Here is a 19,745-nt window from a genome sequence, read left to right on the forward strand (position 1 = left end):
CCAATCATGAAACTGCTGACAACAACTGCTGCGCTTGCCTTGATTCCGCTTGGCGTCGCCCATGCAGACGTTCCGGTGATCGACAAGGAAAACTATAAGATCGCCAAAGAGACCGCAGACACGACGACCAAGATCCTCGACACAAATTCGAACATTTTGACGACCGTCCAGGACACGCTGAAAGCCGTGACCGGCGACAGAGGGAGCACGTCTCAACCTCTGCAGAACCTCGCCATCGGCCAAGGCTTCAGCGTCGCTTCGATGCCGTCGCTCGACAGTCTTATCAAGGGCGGCGTTCCCAATTTCGGCAATATGAGTGGTGACATTTCCAAGGTCGCGACAACGTTCATCAACGGCCTGCAACTTGTAAAATCGCTATCCAGCAAGGACAACAGCGACTTCTCCGGCGACAAATCCTACGAGCAACTGGTCAACACTGTCCTTGGCGTTTCGGCCCTGATCAACGGATCGCAAAAGGCCACGGAAACACGACGCAGTGCTTTCGAGGCCGCCGGGCAGAAGATTGGCACGGCCGAGGACATTAAGGGATCTATCGACCAGAACACGCAGTTGCAGGTGCAATCCGGCCTGACCCTTAACGAAATGATCGGCGTCATGAACGGGGCGGTATCATCACTTCAGGCCGACAACCAGCGACGCCTGACCGACATATCGAACAGCAAGAAAGCGCTCGCCTATGGCGATTGATGGCATGACCAAACTTCTGCCCGTGGCTCTTCTGTTGGCAACGTCAATGCTCACGGGTTGCGGAACCGTCAAGGAAAAGACTGCCCCGTGCAAGCGGCCGGCGGAGCTGACCTCTTATGCAGTTGACCGCCGGCAGTCCTGCGGGCCGATGCGCAGTGTCAACGATCCAGCCGCCGCCTTTGCCGCGATCGGGTTTGAATAGGGGCTGCTATGGAAGACTTTCTGGGTGACCTGCTGCAGCGCATCGAGGATTCGGGAACGTCGTTCTCGGAGCAGGCCTACACCGTCGTCGGTCAAGAGATCATGCCGCTGCTGCAGATGATGCTGGTTGCCTACGTCGCCTATTACGGCCTCCAGCTCTTTCTTGGGACCGCGCGCATAGGTGTGTCAGAGATCGTCGGCCGCATCGTCCGCATGATGATCATTCTGGCCCTCGTCAGTTCATGGGCAAATTTCAACAATCTGCTCTACCAGTGGATCAACGACACCCCCGAGGACGTTGGCCGTGCCATTCTGGCTGCTTCCGGAACAGGAATAACCGAACCCACCAATGGCCTGTCGCAGATCTGGCGCACCGCCAATCAGGCGGCGTCCGCGTTTGCCGAGCAATCCGGTTACTTTTCGATCCTTCCGAGTATGATCGGCGTGCTGATCATGGTCGGCGCGGGGATTTTCATCGCCGTGGCACTCGCGATCCTGATTCTGGCCAAGGTTATGCTGTGGGTTCTAATCGGCACAGCGCCGATCTTCATTGCCTGCATGCTGTTTGAGCGAACCCGTGGTTATGGCGTCGGCTGGTTCAACCAGGTCCTCACCTATGCACTGATCCCTTTGTTTATCTATGTCGTCGCCTCCTTCCTGATCGCCGCGATGAATCCGGAACTGACCAAGATCGATGCTGCAAGTGGCTCAAGAACGCTCACCCTTGCCGATGTCGCCGGCTTCCTACTGCTGTGCGCCGCAGGGGCCTTTGTCATGCTTTACATTCAGTCGATCGGCCAGGGGATCGCCGGCGGGATCAGCGCGGGAATCGGGGCAGCGGCAAGCCAAGCGACAAAAGCCTTGGGGCTGGGAGCAGTGCGCGGAGGAGTATCCGCTGGACGCGTGGCCTACCGCGGAGGTCGCGCACTTCGCGACAGGTACAGATCCGGAGGCGACAATGACAGTTCCGGCACCAAGGCTGCCATGCAGACGAAAATCACGCAGAACAGTACACCGGCTTAGCGCGCCAAACATCCGAAGGGCATGAGGGGAAATGGCAGAAACGAATGACGAACGACTGCGCACCTATTACCAGAGCGGCGATATCTGGGAACAGGAGGTCGTCAAGAAAGCCAAACGCTCGCGAGCACTTGCCTGGTTTGTAACAACGATCTTCGGCGCGATCACGCTTGTAAGTCTTGGCACGCTTGCGATGCTGGTTCCGTTGAAGAGCTTCGAACCCTATATCGTCGAGGTCGACAAGAACACCGGCTATGTCGAGGTCAAGTCTGGGCTCACAAGGCCCACAAATCTGACCGAGCAGCAGGCGATCACCCAGGCGAATATCGTCCGGTACATACGGTCGCGCGAAGGCTACGATCCCTTTGCGATCGAGCAGAATTTTGGCATTGCAGCACTTTTATCAACGGGTAACGCGGCTCGCCAACTGCAAGATCTTTACAGCGCAGCCAATTTGCAGAACCCCGCAAAGGTCTATGGGCGCAACAAGCGCGTGACGACGGAAATCGCCTCCGTCACCTTTCCAAATGCCAGCACCGGCATCGTACGCTTCACGACTGTCGAGCAATCAGAAACGGAATCGATCCCACGTCATTGGATCGCTGTCGTTCGTTATAGATATACCGACACTCCGGCGACGAACGAATGGCGTTTTGAAAACCCACTAGGTTTCCAGGTGTACGAGTATCGCCGCGATCAGGAGACTGTGACCGAGGGTGCCCGTTGATGATCCCTCGCATTTTTCTCGCCGCCACTCTGACGGTACTCACATCTGGAACATCCGTCTTTGGTGCGCAGACGCCAGCGTCTGGTCGACTCGATCCAAGGGTCACTAGCGTCGTCTATCAGCCGAACAACGTTGTGCGTGTCTTTGCCACCTATGGCATTTCGACGATGATCATTTTCGACGAGGACGAAAAGTTCGAGACCGTCGCGCTCGGTGACACCGAGAGCTGGGATGTTGTGCCGACCGACAAAGGCAATATCCTCTTCGTCAAACCCAAAGCCAAACAAGTCACCACCAACATGAATGTGGTGACGACCAAGCGGATCTATTATCTGGAGCTCAATGATTACGCGCCCGAGGACGGCAAGAAGGTTTTCGGCATCCGCTTCGTTTATCCTGAGAAGGATCTGAACGCTTCGCTTCGCAAGGAGGCCGAGGCGCGCGCCGCCAATCCAAACCTCGCGGGCATCGACAAGGCCAACGTCAATATTGACTATTCATTTTCCGGCGACGGCAAGCTCAAGCCCTTGATGGTGTTCGATGACGGCAAGAAGACATTTTTTAAATTTGGCACGACCGTGCCAGCAATCTTTGCAGTGAACGCTGACTTCTCAGAGACCTTACGAAACTTCCGACGTGAGGGTGAATACATTGTCGTCGACGGAACGGCGACCCAATACACATTGCGTGATGGCAACCAATGGACCTGTATCTTCAATCTCCGAAAGCCGGATCTGGGGACGCCCGATCCCGACATCATGGCACCGAGTCTGGACGATAAGGCAAGAACACGCCGAAGGAGCGGAAACTGATGCAGAGGTCTCCAGAGCTTGAAGCGATGCTTGCCGGTGATGAGGTTGACATCAGAGACAAGCGCGCCCGCCGAAAGCAACTACTCGGAGGTGCTGCCCTCCTGATCGGGGGCGCGGCGGTGGCCTATGTCGTCGTATTTGCTCCTGAACAGCGAAGGCCAGAGAGCGTTAGAGGCGACGAGGAATTCACCACAACGACCTTCCGTCCGCCGTCTTTTCTTCGCGAAGGTGAGAAGCAGCCCGAAAAGGAGCCGGAGCCGATCATCAAACTGCCTGACCCTCCCGTCGAGGAGAAGAAAGAAGCACCCTCGGATACAACGAGGTTCGACGTCCCTGCTCCACCGGGCATCGTCGAAACCAACAATGAACCATTGGCCGAGCCTGAAAAGGTTGAGGAGTTTCCGAAACGTTTCCTTTCGAAGCAGGTGGTGATTGACTCGACCAAGGCCGACGGGCGCGGCTCCTTGGCTTCTGGCAGTAATGAGGGTGGACCAACAGTTGCAGGGGAGGATCGAAACAGCAAGTTTCTGGCATCCGCGTCAGCGATTGGTGATCGGTCCGCCAAAGCCCGCCAGATGGAGCGAATCGACGCAATGATCCCCGAGGGCACTTTAATTCCCGGTATTCTCGAGACAGCGATCAATAGCGACCTGCCTGGTCAGATCAGGGCTATAACTTCACAGGAGGTCTACTCGTTTGACGGTCGCCGCGTCCTGATACCGACCGGAACAAGGCTCATCGGAGAATATCAGTCCGAGGTCACGCGGGGGCAGAAACGTATCTTTGTCATCTGGACACGCTTGCTGCGAGACGACGGCGTGACGGTTCGGCTGAACAGCATCGGCACGGACAGCCTGGGACGATCCGGCCTGACGGGTCTTGTTGACAATAAATGGCGGGAGCGTTTCGGTTCGGCGATCCTGCTTTCGATCGTGGGCGCGGGCTCCTCCTATCTAACAGGCTATGGCAGCAACCAATATGGTTCCGGCAGCGGCAACGATGGATCCTCGGACTCCGACCGCGCCGCAGAACTTGCTCGCGAGACGATTGCACAGACGTTTTCCGACATGGCCAACCAAGCACTGGCGGAGAACCTCAAAATTCCCCCGACGATAAGCGTTCACCAGGGCGAGCGCATCTTCGTCTATGTCCGCCAGGACCTCGACTTCTCCGCCATGTATCCGGACCCGGTCGAGGAAGCGCTGAAGGAAATCAAGCATGAGCGAGGCATCCGCCAAAATCAAAGCCGCTGATCATAGTCCTTACTATTTCCTGCGGCGATCGCTTGACCCACTTTCCACCTTTCTGTCTGATCCGACAGTGGTGGAAATCTCGGTCAATCGGCCAGGGCACGTCTACATCGAACGGCTCGGCGCCGACGTGATGGAGCATCATGAGCTCCCAGGCCTGACAATGGCTGAGATCGAAAACATCGGTGAACGGGTCGCTGGTGCAACACATCAGTTCATCAGCAGAGCAAACCCCATTCTATCAGCAGCCTTGCCGACGGGTGAGCGAATTCAGATTGTTCTGCCGCCCGCGGCGCCCGACGGCGGTGCCATCTCGATCCGCAAGCAGGTGACGAGTGACTTCACCCTCGAAGAATACCGTGACAATGGCTCGCTGGAGAAGGTCTCTGTCGCCGTTGGTGGTCTTACAGATGTCGAACAGGCCCTCATCGAACATCTTAAAGGGGAGCGCATCTATGAGTTTATTCGTTCTGCCATCAAGCAGCGGGTCTCGATCCTGATCAGCGGCGGGACATCCACGGGAAAAACAACCTTTCTCAATGCATGCCTCAAGACGATCGACCCATTCGAACGCATTCTAACCCTGGAGGATACGCGGGAGCTTTTTCCGCCGCAAAAGAACGCTGTCCATCTCCTGGCCTCGAGGGGTGATCAGGGTACGGCACAGGTCACGATCCAGTCGCTCCTCGAGGCGTCGCTGCGGATGCGGCCCGATCGCCTGTTCGTCGGTGAGATCAGAGGATCTGAGGCCTTTGCGTTCTTGCGCGCCATTAATACTGGTCACCCCGGCAGCATGTCGACCGTCCATGCCGACACGCCTCTGGGCGCCTACGAACAGCTTGCCATGATGGTGCAACAGCGCGGAATGTCGGCAGGCTACTCCAAGCAGGATCTGATGTCCTACATCCAGATGGTGATCCCGGTTGTCATCCAGTTGAGCCGCGAGGGTGGCCGCAGGGGTGTTTCCGAAATCTACTACGCAAGGCATATGGCATGAGCAGGACATATCTTGCCGCCTACATCCTATTTTGCGCGCTAATCGCCGTCGCGGTCTGGACGATAGGCTATGCCTTGATCCTGCAGTTTGTATACAAGGACAGCCGTATCCTCCATCTGACTGTGACAGCCAACCCGTTTGCGCCGCTCCAACAATTTTGGCTCTATTCGGGCAATCCAGCGCTTCAGGTCGCAGCTTTGGGCGCGCTTGTTCCCGCTATTGCGGTTGCCTCGGGAGCCGGAATATTCGGGCTGCGCCGGCCATCCAATCCGTTGGGAGATGCGGCGTTCCAGGATATTGCCTCGATCCGGAGAGGAAAATGGTTTCGTAAGGAAGGTCACATCTTCGGCAAAATGGGCCGAAATATACTGAGGCGGCTCGATGATCGGCATCATCTCGTCATTGGTCCCACACGATCGGGAAAAGGCGTCGGATATGTCATTCCGAACGCCTTGATGTTTTCAGGCTCGATGATCGTCACCGATCTGAAAGGCGAGATCTATCAGCATACCGCAGGTTACCGAAAAGCGAACGGGCATCAGGTCTTCCTGTTTTCGCCGGGAGCTTCAACAACGCATCGATGGAACCCGATGGACTTCGTTCGGCAGGATCGCGGCAGCCGGACGATCGACATCCAGAACATGGCAAGCATTCTTATTCCCGAAACGCTCGGCTCAGACAATGCCGTGTGGCAGGGGACGGCTCAACAGGTCATAGCTGGCGTGATCAGCTACGTGTTGGAAAGCGGCCACTACCGAAACCGTCGCAACCTAGGTGAGGTCAATAGCATATTCAACGCGGGCGTTGACCTGCAGGCCCTGATGAAACTGATCAAGGAGAAGGAACCGGATCTATCGAGGTTCACGACCGATAGCTTTAACGCCTACATTTCCCTCAATGAACGGGCGGCAAGGTCCGCGTTGCTGGACATTCAAAAGTCAATGCAACCATTCCGAAACGAGCGGGTAATTGCAGCAACAAATGTTACTGACATCGACCTTGCTTCAATGCGCCGGCGGCCAGTGTCAATCTATCTGGCGCCAAACATCAGTGACGTAACCATCCTGCGACCACTCCTCACTTTGTTTGTCCAACAAAGCATGGACCTGCTGACCCGCGATTTCGACCCCAACGCCCTGCCTGCTTACTTCCTGCTCGACGAGTTCAGGCAGTTGAAGCGGATGGACGAGATCATGAACAAGCTTCCTTATGTCGCCGGCTACAACATTAAAATGGCCTTCATCATCCAAGACCTTAAAAGCCTGGATGAGATCTACGGCGAAACATCTCGCCATTCGCTCCTCGGCAATTGCGGCCTGCAGCTCATTCTCGGTGCCAACGATCAAGCCACGGCCGAATACGCTTCACGGGCGCTGGGCAAGAAAACAATCCGGTACAAGTCGGAATCTCGAACATTGGAATTGATGGGTCTGCCGCGCCGGACGAAAGTTGAACAGATCCGCGAACGCGACTTGATGATGCCGCAGGAAATTCGTCAGATGCCGGAGAATCGCATGCTCCTCCTCGTCGAAGGCCAGAAAGCCATATTTGGACAAAAGCTCCGTTTTCATGAGCTTGCTGCATTTAAAACCGCCGCACATTTTGCTGCTGAGAACCAGCCCGCCGTTCCAGATGCCGACTTTGTAACCTTACTGCCGGTTCCGGCAATTGATGAACAGTATGGAGGCCGTTCGACATCAGCCAATGAGGAACAAGTACAGACTGTTGATCGCGCTCCTAGTGAAAGCACACCCGCTGTTGTAGCCAAGGCGTTGCAATTGGCGCCAATCAGGAAAGGCGTCAATAAGTTTAACAATAAGCTATTTGAAAGGACGGGTGATACAACGGAAGTAGAAGCGGCAAAGCTAGAGTCACGACTAAAACCAACTGCCGAACGGCTCCGAACAGCCATCGATGCAAAACTCACCCAAACGGGGAGCGTCTCATCCCGAAGCAGACGGAGCATCACGGAGATTTTAAAGCAGACAGTCCCAGATCCGGCCGAACTGGGAATAGGCTGAGCGCGAAAGCCGGTAGATATCGGGCTCAAGGGGAAGATCACCAATGGCGCGAGGTAACGTGCTATGTCGTAAATATCAGTCGTAAGTGACTCACTCTAGCTGGAATAGTTGCGACAACGGGGGCGAGTAGTCCACCAAGGAGAGCAGAAAATTTTGTTTCATGTCAACCTCTTAGACTGGTGCAAATATTCCGAGTTCGTCCGAGATCCCAACCTAGCCTTTACAACGCGCGAAATTGCGTATCCGCTAACGACGGCGAGGTAGGAAGTTGTGCGAAACGCTGCGTCAGATCCCCTAAAACAAATGCCGATTGAGCCACGTGGTCACCGTTACCCACGCCACTGTAAGACCGCGATCGACCACCGCAAGAGTCATGACCACGAGGAAAACCGTACCGAATAGCTTAGCCCAGCCAGCGCCGGTTTTTCTGTCTTCCTCGACAACAACGATCCGTCTGTCATCACGCATCGCTTTTCCTCCTATCGCTCGCGCTCATCCTGGTCGCGTTCGCTCCGCTCCTTTGTCTCGCGTTGAATTTCTTCCAGGCGAGGAACATGCTGTTTCGCGGGATCACTCTTGGTCGTATCACCGCTTTCTTGTCGCGATGCAGTGTCCTTCGGCCCTTTCTGTCCGTGGACATCACGTTCATCAGACCGGCTCTGTGTTTGCTCACTTCTAGGCGTAGCGCGATCGACGTTGGTAACTTCGTCGGATTGCGCCCTCGTAGACGACTTTTCACTCTCACGCCTTAATCGATCGCGTTCCAGTGATTGCAGCGCGGTTTTCAGATCGTCATCGATTTCGGCCACCTCGCGAATGATGCCGTTCCCCGATGCACCAAGCTCCGCGGCCCTGGTGATTTGTGTGTCCAGCTCTTTCTTTAAAGCAGGAACTTCGTCAGGCTTTTCTGACGCCTTTCGCTCAATTGCTTCGCGTGTTTTCTCGATATCGAGAAGCGCCTTGTTTGCTGCATCGGCCGCCACGAATCCGTGTCTCTCGACGGCATCGCTCCAGCGTTGTTTATCATCCTGCTGGATATCGCCATTCCGTTCCGAGGACCGTTGATCCGAAACCTCAGACGTCCCACGGACCTCGAGCATCTCGACGATCTCGCGGCGGACATTGACATGCTCGCGTGCCGCTTGCGCAATCTCCTCGAAATCCTTGCGCTCCTCGGGCGGCATGGTTTTCTCTGCCTGGAACAACGCAGTCTCGACCCGCTTTTCATATGCTTCGAATTCCGGTCGCGTCATGTGGCGCATATCGTCACCCTCAGAAACAAGCTCCGCCAACTTTACCAAATGTGTTCGAAAATGCGAGCTGGAATTTCCGCTTTCTTGATGAGCTGTCTCGCGGCTTCCTGCGCTGGTTCTAACTTCATCCAGCCGAATGATCTGTGATCTGATGAAGTCCCGTTGAGACTCAAACTCTTGGGATCGCAATCTTTCCCGCCACTCTCCCTGCGCTGTATCCATATAACCCTGACTGCGGCTCGTTGTCGAAGGACTGGATATGTCGTCTCTTTTGGCATGCAACCGCCGCTCAGCGACAACCGTTGTTCCCTCATGCTGTGTGCGACCGATTGTGTTCACTGGGCGCACCTGGTTCTTCGAATAGGCAGGCGCGCTAGCCCGATCGCGGCGATCGGTCATCTCCATGTTGATGCCATGTGCCCGCGCCTTCTCGGCCATGCCAAGCCTCCACTGGCGAAAAGCGGCAATGGTTGTCTCGACCCGGTCGCCGGCATCCGATCGCATCGCGACTATGGCGTGGACATGAACGTGGGGACGCTTGCCCCCGTCCACCTCCGGCTTCGGATCGCTGCCTGCATCGTGGAGCGAGAAGACGTAGCGATGGCCTGCGAATTGCTCAGCCAGGAAATCCCGCGCCGCATTCTGAAACGCAGCTGTGTCGGTGCCCGCGCGCGCCGAGAGGATCAGATGCATGACATCGCGCGACTTTCGACTGTGAAGCTGGTCCCGCCATTCGAGCTGAACGAGATCGCCAGCTTGCTTCGCATCTGAGATCACGCGTCCCCGTTCGTCCTGCACCTCGCCCTTATGTGATGCCACCATCGATCGCACATGGCCTGTGCCGTACTCCGTGCCGTTGCCGTAGCCGGTAAATCGAAAGGCTGCATTCGCACCGGCGCTCTCCAGGCGCCTCTGTACGATCACCGAAGCCTTGTCGTCCGCCGTCAATCGCTCACCGTGGGTACTTCTAAGCACCGTCACGCCGTCAACGTCGAACCCGCCTCCATCCGCGCGGGCCGTGACCGCAAACGCGAAGGCGCGGTCCCCCAAGCCGTGTTTCACAATCTCACGGGCTCGGTCCATCAGCGCGTCATCAGCGCGTCCGACATCGGCCACCGCGATCTTGAACAGGCCGACGTCCCGGCTCTCGGCGCGGTTCTTCATCAGGTGATCCCATTCGTCGCCGACGGCGGAGAGTTCATCACGGCCACGAAGCTGATCGCCACGCTCGTTCTCGACGACAACGTCGCCATTGCGGGAGACATAATTGATCATCGCACCTAGTCTCGACCCGCCGGCAAACGATGCCATTTTGACGACCGCCGGCTGGCTACCGGAGGCAAGACCGGCAAAGCGCGCGCGCATGGGCCGATCGGCGCGCCGCTGAACGGCGCCCGTACGACCCTCCCCACCCTTCCGAAATCGAAAGCCCGACGACTTTGCCATTCCGGCAGACCCTGCCGGCGCCACAGCCCCTCCCCTGCGGCGGCGTTCATCGTCTTCTGGCGACGGTCGGCGTCCGAGTGTCAGATCGTGGAGGAAAGCTGCCTTGCGCTGCTCCCATTCAGACGTGAACGCGCCAAGGAAAATCTCCATCACACTCTCCCGACGCCCCTACGAGCGCCACGCTCGGCGAAGGCCTGCAGTTCAAACAGCACAATGGCGACGACGCGTTGAACATCATTGATCACCTTTTTCTCTTCTTGGGACTGACCCGCCTCTCCTCTGTTGCGTGCTCGCGACAACTGATTCAGGTTGACACCAACAGCCCTGACGTCGCCAAGAAGCAAGGAAAGAACCGCCCTGTCCGCGTCTGTGAAGAACGGACGAACCCCTGCTTCCTCCAACGTGAGAGAGCGCAAGAACCCCGAAACGGTCATCCCGGCAGCTTTGGCGGCATGCTCGATCCGCTCGATTTCGGTCGTGCTGAAACGCGCGTGGACGACCTTGTCTCTACGCTTTCCCCGTTGATCGCGACTTGCAAACGCGCTCATCAGACCTTCCTTGAATTCGGCCGCAGGCCTCATCGACGGCTCGTCCGTCGATCGTCAGCAAATTTGTATCACAAATTTGCGTATCCTGCCAAAAAACAATTACCTTATCGGTAACGTTTTTCAAGTCTCCAAGCCAGATCTGACCCATGTCTGGTGTCGCATCCTTTCGTTCTCAAACTCAAACTGTCCCGCTGCCTCTCGATGACCCTTTGGTCGATACACGACAAAGGCACACTACAGCCATACACAACACATGCGTAAAGCAACTGTTTTATAGGCTGTATTCCTTGTCCATAGGATTACTCGCCATATTCCGACAACTCGATAGGAAGGTGGATTTGAGCAGAGTGGAATATATTCCACACTGTGGTGATGGATCATACAAACTCAAGAAGCGGGAATTGTGGATGAACACGTTGTATTCATTTTTTTCTTGCGCCTACACCCGTGTTTGCAGCACAATGGCTACACCGGAGTAGATGCGGAAAGATTCCATGACCCGAACCTATGCGGCGGTGAGCAACAAAGGTGGCGCTGGCAAAACGACGCTAGTGACCCTAATCGGCGGTGAATACGCCCTTCGAGGGGAACGCGTTCTGCTGATCGACGCGGACAACCGTCAGAACCTTTCAGGATGGTGGCGTCTGTGCGCGGAAAAGGACAACGTGCCGGGGAATATCGAGGTTACCGTCGCTTCGACGCAGAGATCCATTGAGCAGGCAATCGACAATCTTGGGCAGGGTTTCGATCTTGTGATCATCGACGCACCGGGGGTGGATAGTTCGCTGCAGACCACCATTATCCGCTCCGCTGAATTGGTGATTTCTCCCATCCAGCCGGCGATTAAAGAACTTGAGGCGGCCGGTCAGGCAGTTGCGGCGGTGAACGAGATCAATGACCGGTTCGGGCTCTCCATTGATCATATCAATGTCCGCACTCGTATTTCCATACCTGGGCGCAATCTGGAAGCATATCGCTATATCCGCCCTTTTGTCGCCGGACTGGTAGAGGGAGATTACCGGACGCGCCTGCTCAATACGGAGCTTTTTGAACGCAACATCTACCGTGAGATTCAAAACGGTCTCGGCACCTTGCAGATGCAGGAACTTACGGATCCGGTGCGCAAGGCGAGAATTGAGGTTCACACCCTCGTCAACGAGATCGAGGACCATAGAGCCTCCGCACGAAGTGAGGGCGCAGCGTGAACAAGGCGGGGCTTGGGCTTTCTAACCTATCAATCGCACCGCGCAAAGCCGAGCGCCAGACGGAAGAGGTCGCTGTCGCGGTGACGCCCCCCACGCCGCCGTCCACGGAGAAAGTGGGCGGTACGATGTTGCCAAAACCGAGTGAAAAACAGCGACGGGAGACGGCCGAGGCGCGTGCCATAGCGCAGGAGGACGTGCGTTACAGTCTTAAAAATCTGAAGCGTTCCAAGCAGCGCAATGTGAAATTCTTCATCAACATCGCGCTCGACTATGAGCTGAAAGCCCGGTTACAGCGGGCGGCCTCTGAGAATGATCTCAAAATGACGGCTGTCGTTAAGGCAGCCCTAGATTATTATCTGACGGAGAATGAGTATTGAGGGCGACCCACGATATCGGCGCCGGTCGATCCGGCGCGGAGATCGCAGCCGCGACGGGAATCTGGTCCCTAGTCAGGGACCATGTTCTCCAGCAGGGCGTCGAGCTCGGCGACGACAGCGGCCAGTTCCGCCACAATCTGCTGACGCTCTTTTCGGTCGACTGCGTTGGGAAGCTCAGCGCGCAGTTCTTCGATGTGCTGTTCGATCGTCATCTTCGTCTCCTTGACGTTTGTGAAAGATGGAACCGACGCGGCGGAAGGACGATGACGAGTCAAGGTTCGCGTCAGCGACCGGCGGAGCCGGCACGAGGAGGAACCGATTTTGTCGGAGCAAAGCGCAGGCAAAATTGGAGGGGCCGCGTGACCTTGAGGCGGCATTGGCCTTTTGCCATACTCGCAGATCTCAGCAGACAGGGGTATTCTCTCGTGTGGCACCCTCTTGCAGCGGCGCGTCAAACGAGAGATCGCTTGAAGGCACGGGTGCGATGAGCAGACGCTACCGAATAGGTCACGCCGTTTTGGCAGAGGAGGATCCGGCCTTCGGTGCGACCCTGACAGAGGCATACCGGATCCGGCAAAGACCTGTCTGCCTGTGCTGTGAGAAAGGCGTGGAGATGTATATCGCACGCATCAGCGAGCAGTATTTCATCAAACGGATGCCCCTGACAGGGTCTGACCACGATCCGCTGTGTCAATCCTATGAACCGCCCTATGAGCTTTCCGGTCTTGGGCCGCTGATCGGCGGGGCAATACAGCTCGACCAGGTGAGCGGAACGGCGGCACTCAAACTGGATTTCTCTCTCTCAAAGCGTGGCGCGCAGAAATCTGCGGGTGGATCCGCGCAAGGTGAAGGTCCGGTCAAGAATGAGGTCAGAAAACTGTCGCTGCGCGCACTTCTCCATTTCTTATGGCATCAAGGTGGATTGACCGAATGGACGGCCCATTGGGCCGGCAAGCGCCATTGGTTTCAGGTGCGCAGCCATCTTCTGGAAGCCGCGGCGACGACAACGGTCAAAGGGTCGGCGCTGTCAGACCGCCTGCTCATTCCGGAGAACTTTCGTCTAGACGAGAAGGCTGCCATCGAACAGCGGCGGGCCTCCGCTCTTGCAGATATCCGAGCACCGTCGTCTGGGCCCAGAAAACTGATGGTGCTGATTGGTGAGGTGAAGGAATTTGCGTCAGCCCGCAGCGGTCAGAAGATTATCGTCAAGCATATGCCCGGTTTCCCTCTGATGATGGAGGAGGGCACCTGGCGTCGGCTGCAGTCTCGTTACGCCGGCGAGCTGGAACTCTGGCGGGCCAATGACCAGTTCCATCTTGTCGCCATTACGACGTTTGGTATGACCCATTCCGGCCTCGCCACGATAGACGAGATCGCCCTGATGTCGGCGACCGAGCAATGGCTGCCGATCGAAAATGCCTACGAGCACCGGCTCATCGAAGCTCTGTCGAGGCTCAGTTCGAAAAGCGTCAAGGGCCTTCGGTTCAACATGGCGTCGACACAGCCGATTGCAGCGGCGACCCTGCGGCATCGCCGACCGATGCCCGCAGCGCTCTACATCATACCCCCGGACGCCAATGAAGACTTCGAGGCCACGCTTTCGGAGATGATTTCGGCTCGGGATGATGTTGAGGCCTGGGTCTGGCGTGTGGCTGAAGGCGAGATGCCACCCCTTCCTCTCGGATGATGTGACCTTCGACCGATATCACTGTCGTGAATCGATCCGACACGACCGATTCAAAACTCTCATTGGACGCAGAATCCCAAAAAGACGAATCTGGGTCGATGATTGCCCAGCCCTATCATCTCTATATCGAGCGGATCGATCCTGCGAAAAACATGGCGCGCTTCTATGCGCTCGCTATTCAGCCGACCCTATTCGGACAGGCGTCGCTTATGCGGTGCTGGGGCCGCATCGGTTGCCGCGGTCAGCAGAAGCTTCATATGTTCGAGCGTGAAGATCAGGCAGTCGAAATGTTCCTCGAATTGCTTTCTGAAAAACGCAAAAGAGGCTATCGGCCGCGTGCAAGCTGTGGAAACCCCGCAAATTCTCCGCGATTTGCAGCGGCAGCACAATGACATCGCCCCGATTGACTGTCACTGATTCCGACATTCATAACGATGCGGAGAATTTGACATGACCACAACAAATGAAATTGCTGACAAGATTGCGACCGAGCACGGTCTGACCAAGGTTCAGGGCAAGGCGGTGGTTGAGGCAGTGATCGCGGCCATCACAGATGCAACGATGGCCGGTAACGAAACCTCGTTGCCGGGCTTTGGAAAGTTCAAAATCAAAGATACGCCCGAGCGCGAGGGCCGCAATCCAGCGACGGGCGAGGCCATGAAGATCGCCGCTTCGAAAAAGCTGGCGTTCACGCCAGCCAAGGCCCTGAAGGACGCACTCAACAAGTGACATGACAAAAGCCCCGCTCGGATCGAGCGGGGCTTTGCGAATTTCAGCGGCGGGTATTTCGCGACCAGATGAGTTGCAGGCCTTCCTGGCCCTGGACTTCGGTGAGCGTGGCGTAGATCGGAGCTGGAAAGCTCGGGTCGTCGAGCTTGACCGAGATGTAGTCTCGCTCGGTTTCGCGGGCCTGCTTTTGCCATCCGGCGCCGAACTCGACATTGCCGGCGAGGACCCGGAAGTCGGGAGCGTCTTCGGAGGAGCGCTCGACCCGGATGATCTTGGCCTTGACGTTGAGATTAAGGGTCTTGATGGTGCCGGAGAAGCCGTTGTCCGAAGCGGTGAAAGAGCCGATGGTTGCCATTGTCGTATTCCTTTTCCAGTTGCTCGGACCGCGCCCATCGCGATCTCGATGGCTGTCGATCAGACCGGGGGACGATCGGCCCGCACCTGACAAGGCCGCAACGAAGTGGAGGACGGCCATGGGCCGAGGCTTTCTTGCCTCGCGAGGAATGGCGGCGTAGCCGACAGGGGAAGAAAACGAGCCGGCCGTTGCGGAGATCGATCGAGCCGAACAACGTGAGGTGGTCTTCGGTCAGACATGCCCCATCGAGACCGCAGTGGGTGCCGCTCGTGAGATTGGAAGGAAACACAATGGCTGAAAGAGGCGAAGACGCGTTGCAATGTGGCGTCGGCCTACTGCCCCTCTGCGTCTCAAGGCGGAGACAATCCTAAGAGTGCACGACACCTGTGAGCTTCCGGGAAGCGGCCGCCTGCTTTTGACAGTCAGAGCAATGGTTTTCAAAAAAGCCTGGCTGAAACTACCAAGCGACTTGGTCGATTCAAAATCGAATGCCTTGTCCAGTTCGACGCGGTTATACTCATCGAGAATGATCCAGCAGGGAAAATCCAAGCCGGCCCGTCGGCACTCCATCTGCGTGATGGCAAGCGAAAGACGGTCGGTTGCGGGCAATTGCGACGTGATCGGGAACAGGAATACGGCGCCTGGCATGGCGGCGGTCCGCACAACGACGCAGACTGGTCTCGCCTTGCGGCCCGACTCTTCGCCGACCGCCGCCTGGCGGCTCCACAGATAAAAAAATCGGACGATATTGCCTGGCTCAAGCATCGTCTTGACCCATGATGTCGTCAAGGCCGGTCATCAGTTCCTGATGAATATCCTGTGGCGCATCGAGCAGATTATAGGCCTTGGTATGGGAACTGCCGATCAATTTCCGATATTGATCTGCAGTGAGAATGACAAGCTTGTCCTTGCCACGCTTCGTCAAGGTCACGGGTTCGATCAACGCTGTCTCAAGGATCTCGCCGGAGGCGCGGTTCATGTCTGAGAAGGTGTACTGTTTCATGGTGGTCACTCCATTGAAGTACCTACAATACGTAATCTATGCGATTGCGACAAGCTCCGTCCGCGGGAAGAGATGACATCATGGTCGGAGATGAGCAGGGTCAGGGTCCGTGGCTTGCATCGGAACCGCATCCTGACCGTGGCTCCATCCCACGCAGCCAATATTATGGCCTAGGGCGCCTGCCGTCGTGTCTCTGGCTGCAGCTCGTGAAGATAGGCCACCGCGCGCTGCGCTTGCGCTGCCGCCTGCACGATGAAGCGCTTGTCATTGGCAAGCACCTGAAGCCAGGAGGCGAGGTAACTCGCATGATCAGGTCGCGGCTCCATTTCCGGGACGATATGAAGATCGGCCGCGAGGAAGACCGCCCCCAATTCGGCGATCAGCTCTTCTCGGGCGCGTTCGCTACGATCTTTGGCATATCGTGACAGATCACGGTCGAGCCGGTGGGCAGCGCCCACCCAATGGATGCTCTCATGCGCAAGCGTCGCGTAATAACTTTCGACGTCTCGGAACGTCTCGATGGGTGGCATCTGGATCATGTCTGGGCCCGGCGCATAAAATGCCTTCGCCCCACCGTGGCGGATGTTGGCACCGGTGGAGGCAAAGAAGGCGTCGGCCTCAGTGATCCGGCCGACGGGCCGCTCTACGATCTCCTCCCGGCTATCGGCGTAGCGGTCACCGAGACCGTCGATCTGTTCGACATTGAAGACCGTGTAGGCCTTGAGGAAAGCGATATCGCGCTTGATGTCGTGGTCGCCGCCATCGGTCTCGGTCTTGGTGATGCGGTTGGCATAGACCACCATGGAGCCGGTCTCGCCCTTTCGCACAGATGCACCCAGTTCCTGAGCCTGGCGAAACGTCATCCACGTCGATGCAGCATAACCCCTCGCCGTCGCCTCCGACCACAGAAGCAAGACATTGATGCCGGAATAGGGTTCGCCATTGTGGCGCAACGGCCGCGAGACGCGGCCAGCGAGATGGCGGCTGTTCCAGGGCTGGACCCACGGACGCACGCCTTCGTCAAGGGCCGCGATTATCTTGTCTGTGATACGCGCGTAGACATCGGCCCGCGGTTCGGTCTTGCTATAGGTCCGGCCTTCAACTTCCTTAATTTTCTTCTTCATAATTCCGTCTCCTCTTTGTCGACCGCGCCGATCGCGGTTCGTTACGGCGGTCGAAAAAGCGGCGGCCGGAGGCGGCGCACCCGCTGAGAGCGAGAGCAAATGTTGGGAAATTGTCGATCGGGCCGAAACGAAGTGGAGGACGGCATGGCCGTTGCGACCGACCATCTCCGGCGACGCTAGACCGCTTACCGGGACGAGCCGCGATCGTTGCCTCTCACGTCCGACACAGGAAAAGCCGGCGCGTCAGACGCGCCGGCTTCGCAAAATGAGGAAGGGGCTTTCGCCCCTTCGGATCAGTCGAAGGCCGACATCTGCAGCGATGCCGCTTTTTGATCGATCGACGGTGCTGCGACCGCCGAACCGGTGCGTTCATAAGGCTTCCACGTCTCGCCGGTGATGTCCTCGTAGGCCGAAACCGCGCCTTCGGCTGCCATGCGCAGGACGTGGGCTTGCAGGCCCATGTCGGCTGCGAACTCGCGCTTGCGCTGGGCGCGGCTATCGAAGCCGACGGGGCCGTCGAGGTCCTCGTTGCGATCGTCGTTGGAGAGTTTAGTGGTGAGGTCGCGCGCCTCGGTGACCGCCCGGCTGTAGAACTGCCCCGCGCCGTAGGCCGAGCCAACGAAGGAGCCGACAATGCGCTGCATATGGATCTGCATGGCCTTTTCGGCGATGCCCTCTTTCAGCGCGTCGGCGCTGTCGATGAGCTGGCTGCGATGAAGCTCGCGGATACCGTCGCTATCGACGATGGCCAGGCCGAAGCTTTCGCAGATACGGTTTGCTTGGGGCGCGTCGGGGCACGCGAGGCGGACCATCTCGAGGGTGGTGGCGCGTTGTGCGGCGGGGCGAGATTTCGAGGAGCGGTTGAGCGATGTCATGATCGGTGTCCTTGTGCGTGGTTGAGCGAAGCCCGGGTCTGCCGCTTTCCGCCACTGTCCCTCGGGTGCGGTCGACACGAACCGGGCAAGCGGCCTGGCCCAAGGTCAGGACGATGCGATCGAGCAGGGTGGGGTTGCGGAGGATGCGGACCGCTGGCGGTCTGCAGAAAACGCGGCCACGCCTTGCGCAGCGCGCGTCGTCCTGCCGCCACGCGGCGCGGAACGCGGCCTTTGACCAGGTTGCGACCGGTTCAGACCGCAGCAAACCCGAGGACTGAGCCGGGAGCTGCTCGACGTCTTTGCCGATCGCCGGAGGGCATCGCTCGTGATCGCCCGCGGCACCTCCACCGCCCACCGGACAACCAGCAGGCAGCAAGAGGTCCACCGATCAGCCCTTTGCGCAGGCATGCCATCGGGGCCCTTCGACCGGCCCATCATAAAGCGTGCGCCACCCGCGACGCTCGATCGCCGCCGAAACACGCGCCGACCGATGGAAGACAAACCGGCCTTTGGCCAGCAGCGTCCGGAGCCTGCGTTCTCGACGGTCGCCGGCTCGCCTCTGCGCCGGCCGAGGCCCATGGGCTACCCGGACGTCCCGGCCGATCTCTCCGGCTCGACGCGGCACCTCAACGCCCGGTCCAGCCAATGAAACTCGACGGACCGCCGTACCGGCGATCACGGGACTCATCAACGACATAGCCGAACGCTCCGATATCGTAGAACGCCTCGTCGACAAGGTAGCGCCGCTCCTCGTCCGCTGGCGCGCGAACACCGCTCGAGCGCCTCCCACCGAGCATGGCGATGCATTCGACAAAGCCCGGATGATGATGCGACTGAATAGCTGAAATGACCACCCAACGATCAACGTTGTCACGGTCGAAGTCGCTGCGGTCCTTAGCCCGCGACTGGCCGGGCTGCAGCACCTTGGCATGTGCGTCCTCCCAGGCCTGCGGGTAGACATGACGCAGGATGTCGTCGGCGTGGCGCCTCTCGAAATCGGTGAACAGGTCGGGATAGGCAATTGCCACCGCCACCCAGGCGCAGTCCTCCTCGTAGAAGCCGTCTTCGGCACGCAACAACGATGGCACAAGCCTGTTGCGATCCAGGGAAAGCGCGAAGCCGCCATGGCTTGCGGTGCTATGGACAACGATGCCATCGGCATACAGCACGGCGTGTTGCGAAAGACCCCACGGCGTTGATGCGCTGTCGGCAATCGTCCGTCGCGCGAGCGCTGTCAGCTGGGCGACATGGCGAGACCATTCCTCGACCAACCGGCTAAACTCGGCCTCATCGACGGGATCTGTTCGTTGATCGTGGAAATCGGCAATTGTCCAATCCTCGATCGGTCGTTTCAGGCCCCAGGCCTTGACAAGGTGATAGCGGTTTCCGCTCGGGCTCATGGCGAAC

General features: G+C 57.8%; 23 protein-coding genes. 13 read left to right on the forward strand and 10 right to left on the reverse strand.

Features of this window, described 5'->3' with window-relative positions; translation table 11 throughout:
- The first annotated feature begins 6 nt into the window (after nt 1-6).
- The 8 genes from ASG39_RS05490 to ASG39_RS05525 are packed head-to-tail and all read left to right on the forward strand — an operon-like array spanning nt 7 to nt 7,736.
- Complete coding sequence (locus ASG39_RS05490; protein ID WP_062593744.1) at nt 7-708, forward strand: type IV secretion system protein; 702 nt, start codon at nt 7-9, stop codon at nt 706-708.
- Between the two features lie 4 nt (nt 709-712).
- Nucleotides 713-910: a hypothetical protein gene (locus tag ASG39_RS05495; protein ID WP_062594139.1), complete on the forward strand. Its 198-nt coding sequence runs from the start codon at nt 713-715 to the stop codon at nt 908-910.
- Between the two features lie 8 nt (nt 911-918).
- A complete protein-coding gene (locus tag ASG39_RS05500) occupies nt 919-1,932 on the forward strand; it encodes a type IV secretion system protein (protein ID WP_062593746.1) in 1,014 nt (337 codons plus the stop codon).
- A 31-nt stretch (nt 1,933-1,963) separates the two neighbouring features.
- Entirely contained in the window at nt 1,964-2,656 is a 693-nt protein-coding gene (locus tag ASG39_RS05505) for a type IV secretion system protein (protein ID WP_062593748.1), read from the forward strand.
- Nucleotides 2,656-3,468 (forward strand): P-type conjugative transfer protein VirB9, encoded by an 813-nt coding sequence (virB9, locus tag ASG39_RS05510; protein WP_082476970.1) that lies wholly within the window; start codon nt 2,656-2,658, stop codon nt 3,466-3,468. Before ASG39_RS05505 ends, virB9 begins: the two co-directional genes overlap by 1 nt.
- Nucleotides 3,468-4,721: a type IV secretion system protein VirB10 gene (gene virB10 / locus ASG39_RS05515; RefSeq protein WP_062593750.1), complete on the forward strand. Its 1,254-nt coding sequence runs from the start codon at nt 3,468-3,470 to the stop codon at nt 4,719-4,721. Before virB9 ends, virB10 begins: the two co-directional genes overlap by 1 nt.
- The gene (gene virB11 / locus ASG39_RS05520; protein WP_062593752.1) at nt 4,687-5,715 is read left to right on the forward strand and encodes a P-type DNA transfer ATPase VirB11; all 1,029 of its coding nucleotides are present in this window, start codon (nt 4,687-4,689) and stop codon (nt 5,713-5,715) included. The genes virB10 and virB11 overlap by 35 nt, the downstream gene beginning before the upstream one ends.
- A complete protein-coding gene (locus tag ASG39_RS05525; protein ID WP_062593754.1) occupies nt 5,712-7,736 on the forward strand; it encodes a type IV secretory system conjugative DNA transfer family protein in 2,025 nt (674 codons plus the stop codon). The genes virB11 and ASG39_RS05525 overlap by 4 nt, the downstream gene beginning before the upstream one ends.
- Before the next feature lie 294 nt (nt 7,737-8,030).
- Here the strand turns inward: ASG39_RS05525 and ASG39_RS23675 are convergent, their stop codons facing one another.
- Genes ASG39_RS23675 through ASG39_RS05535 form a run of 3 tightly spaced genes read right to left on the reverse strand, consistent with a single transcriptional unit; the run spans nt 8,031 to nt 10,983 of the window.
- Complete coding sequence (locus ASG39_RS23675) at nt 8,031-8,204, reverse strand: hypothetical protein (protein ID WP_156468034.1); 174 nt, start codon at nt 8,202-8,204, stop codon at nt 8,031-8,033.
- Between the two features lie 11 nt (nt 8,205-8,215).
- Nucleotides 8,216-10,585, reverse strand: coding sequence for a hypothetical protein (locus ASG39_RS05530; RefSeq protein ID WP_062593756.1), 2,370 nt, complete (start codon nt 10,583-10,585; stop codon nt 8,216-8,218).
- On the reverse strand, nt 10,585-10,983 hold the full coding sequence (locus ASG39_RS05535) for a hypothetical protein (RefSeq protein WP_062594143.1): 399 nt from the start codon (nt 10,981-10,983) through the stop codon (nt 10,585-10,587). Before ASG39_RS05535 ends, ASG39_RS05530 begins: the two co-directional genes overlap by 1 nt.
- Nucleotides 10,984-11,477: 494 nt before the next feature.
- On the opposite strand from ASG39_RS05535, the gene ASG39_RS05540 reads away from it, so the two are divergent.
- Complete coding sequence (locus tag ASG39_RS05540; RefSeq protein ID WP_062593757.1) at nt 11,478-12,188, forward strand: ParA family protein; 711 nt, start codon at nt 11,478-11,480, stop codon at nt 12,186-12,188.
- Nucleotides 12,185-12,565: a hypothetical protein gene (locus tag ASG39_RS24415; RefSeq protein ID WP_244481137.1), complete on the forward strand. Its 381-nt coding sequence runs from the start codon at nt 12,185-12,187 to the stop codon at nt 12,563-12,565. The genes ASG39_RS05540 and ASG39_RS24415 overlap by 4 nt, the downstream gene beginning before the upstream one ends.
- 68 nt (nt 12,566-12,633) lie before the next feature.
- Here the strand turns inward: ASG39_RS24415 and ASG39_RS24170 are convergent, their stop codons facing one another.
- The gene (locus tag ASG39_RS24170; RefSeq protein WP_200943857.1) at nt 12,634-12,777 is read right to left on the reverse strand and encodes a hypothetical protein; all 144 of its coding nucleotides are present in this window, start codon (nt 12,775-12,777) and stop codon (nt 12,634-12,636) included.
- Nucleotides 12,778-13,049: 272 nt separating this feature from the next.
- On the opposite strand from ASG39_RS24170, the gene ASG39_RS05550 reads away from it, so the two are divergent.
- From ASG39_RS05550 to ASG39_RS05560, 3 genes are all read left to right on the forward strand, one after another.
- Entirely contained in the window at nt 13,050-14,252 is a 1,203-nt protein-coding gene (locus ASG39_RS05550) for a DUF1173 domain-containing protein (RefSeq protein ID WP_082476971.1), read from the forward strand.
- Between the two features lie 98 nt (nt 14,253-14,350).
- Nucleotides 14,351-14,644 carry a WGR domain-containing protein gene (locus tag ASG39_RS05555; RefSeq protein ID WP_062593761.1) on the forward strand — a complete coding sequence of 98 codons (294 nt, stop codon included), beginning with the start codon at nt 14,351-14,353 and terminating at the stop codon, nt 14,642-14,644.
- A gap of 58 nt (nt 14,645-14,702) precedes the next feature.
- Nucleotides 14,703-14,981, forward strand: coding sequence for an HU family DNA-binding protein (locus tag ASG39_RS05560; RefSeq protein WP_062593763.1), 279 nt, complete (start codon nt 14,703-14,705; stop codon nt 14,979-14,981).
- 43 nt (nt 14,982-15,024) lie between these two features.
- Here the strand turns inward: ASG39_RS05560 and ASG39_RS05565 are convergent, their stop codons facing one another.
- The 6 genes from ASG39_RS05565 to ASG39_RS05590 all read right to left on the reverse strand — a co-directional run bounded on the left by ASG39_RS05565 (nt 15,025) and on the right by ASG39_RS05590 (nt 19,738).
- The gene (locus ASG39_RS05565; protein ID WP_062593765.1) at nt 15,025-15,336 is read right to left on the reverse strand and encodes a DUF736 domain-containing protein; all 312 of its coding nucleotides are present in this window, start codon (nt 15,334-15,336) and stop codon (nt 15,025-15,027) included.
- A gap of 231 nt (nt 15,337-15,567) precedes the next feature.
- Nucleotides 15,568-16,125, reverse strand: coding sequence for a hypothetical protein (locus ASG39_RS24420; protein ID WP_244481138.1), 558 nt, complete (start codon nt 16,123-16,125; stop codon nt 15,568-15,570).
- Complete coding sequence (locus ASG39_RS05575; RefSeq protein ID WP_062593767.1) at nt 16,094-16,339, reverse strand: type II toxin-antitoxin system Phd/YefM family antitoxin; 246 nt, start codon at nt 16,337-16,339, stop codon at nt 16,094-16,096. Before ASG39_RS05575 ends, ASG39_RS24420 begins: the two co-directional genes overlap by 32 nt.
- A 170-nt stretch (nt 16,340-16,509) precedes the next feature.
- On the reverse strand, nt 16,510-17,463 hold the full coding sequence (locus ASG39_RS05580) for a zincin-like metallopeptidase domain-containing protein (protein WP_062593769.1): 954 nt from the start codon (nt 17,461-17,463) through the stop codon (nt 16,510-16,512).
- A gap of 293 nt (nt 17,464-17,756) precedes the next feature.
- Nucleotides 17,757-18,338, reverse strand: a complete 582-nt coding sequence (locus ASG39_RS05585; protein WP_062593771.1) for a hypothetical protein — start codon at nt 18,336-18,338, stop codon at nt 17,757-17,759.
- A gap of 626 nt (nt 18,339-18,964) precedes the next feature.
- Nucleotides 18,965-19,738 (reverse strand): hypothetical protein, encoded by a 774-nt coding sequence (locus ASG39_RS05590; RefSeq protein WP_156468035.1) that lies wholly within the window; start codon nt 19,736-19,738, stop codon nt 18,965-18,967.
- Between the last annotated feature and the right edge of the window lie 7 nt (nt 19,739-19,745).

Origin of the sequence: Rhizobium sp. Leaf371 (assembly GCF_001424045.1) — a bacterium.
Lineage (GTDB): Bacteria > Pseudomonadota > Alphaproteobacteria > Rhizobiales > Rhizobiaceae > Ferranicluibacter.

Coding starts and splice junctions, on each gene's coding strand:
- ASG39_RS05505 (WP_062593748.1), top strand. CDS start 1,964: ATGGCAGAAACGAATGACGAACGACTGCGCACCTATTACCAGAGCGGC.
- ASG39_RS05525 (WP_062593754.1), top strand. CDS start 5,712: ATGAGCAGGACATATCTTGCCGCCTACATCCTATTTTGCGCGCTAATC.
- virB9 (WP_082476970.1), top strand. CDS start 2,656: ATGATCCCTCGCATTTTTCTCGCCGCCACTCTGACGGTACTCACATCT.
- virB11 (WP_062593752.1), top strand. CDS start 4,687: ATGAGCGAGGCATCCGCCAAAATCAAAGCCGCTGATCATAGTCCTTAC.
- ASG39_RS05495 (WP_062594139.1), top strand. CDS start 713: ATGACCAAACTTCTGCCCGTGGCTCTTCTGTTGGCAACGTCAATGCTC.
- ASG39_RS05540 (WP_062593757.1), top strand. CDS start 11,478: ATGACCCGAACCTATGCGGCGGTGAGCAACAAAGGTGGCGCTGGCAAA.
- ASG39_RS05535 (WP_062594143.1), bottom strand. CDS start 10,983: ATGAGCGCGTTTGCAAGTCGCGATCAACGGGGAAAGCGTAGAGACAAG.
- ASG39_RS23675 (WP_156468034.1), bottom strand. CDS start 8,204: ATGCGTGATGACAGACGGATCGTTGTTGTCGAGGAAGACAGAAAAACC.
- ASG39_RS05575 (WP_062593767.1), bottom strand. CDS start 16,339: ATGAAACAGTACACCTTCTCAGACATGAACCGCGCCTCCGGCGAGATC.
- virB10 (WP_062593750.1), top strand. CDS start 3,468: ATGCAGAGGTCTCCAGAGCTTGAAGCGATGCTTGCCGGTGATGAGGTT.
- ASG39_RS24170 (WP_200943857.1), bottom strand. CDS start 12,777: ATGACGATCGAACAGCACATCGAAGAACTGCGCGCTGAGCTTCCCAAC.
- ASG39_RS05530 (WP_062593756.1), bottom strand. CDS start 10,585: ATGGAGATTTTCCTTGGCGCGTTCACGTCTGAATGGGAGCAGCGCAAG.
- ASG39_RS05590 (WP_156468035.1), bottom strand. CDS start 19,738: ATGAGCCCGAGCGGAAACCGCTATCACCTTGTCAAGGCCTGGGGCCTG.
- ASG39_RS05490 (WP_062593744.1), top strand. CDS start 7: ATGAAACTGCTGACAACAACTGCTGCGCTTGCCTTGATTCCGCTTGGC.
- ASG39_RS05565 (WP_062593765.1), bottom strand. CDS start 15,336: ATGGCAACCATCGGCTCTTTCACCGCTTCGGACAACGGCTTCTCCGGC.
- ASG39_RS05550 (WP_082476971.1), top strand. CDS start 13,050: ATGAGCAGACGCTACCGAATAGGTCACGCCGTTTTGGCAGAGGAGGAT.
- ASG39_RS05555 (WP_062593761.1), top strand. CDS start 14,351: ATGATTGCCCAGCCCTATCATCTCTATATCGAGCGGATCGATCCTGCG.
- ASG39_RS05580 (WP_062593769.1), bottom strand. CDS start 17,463: ATGAAGAAGAAAATTAAGGAAGTTGAAGGCCGGACCTATAGCAAGACC.
- ASG39_RS05500 (WP_062593746.1), top strand. CDS start 919: ATGGAAGACTTTCTGGGTGACCTGCTGCAGCGCATCGAGGATTCGGGA.
- ASG39_RS05560 (WP_062593763.1), top strand. CDS start 14,703: ATGACCACAACAAATGAAATTGCTGACAAGATTGCGACCGAGCACGGT.
- ASG39_RS05585 (WP_062593771.1), bottom strand. CDS start 18,338: ATGACATCGCTCAACCGCTCCTCGAAATCTCGCCCCGCCGCACAACGC.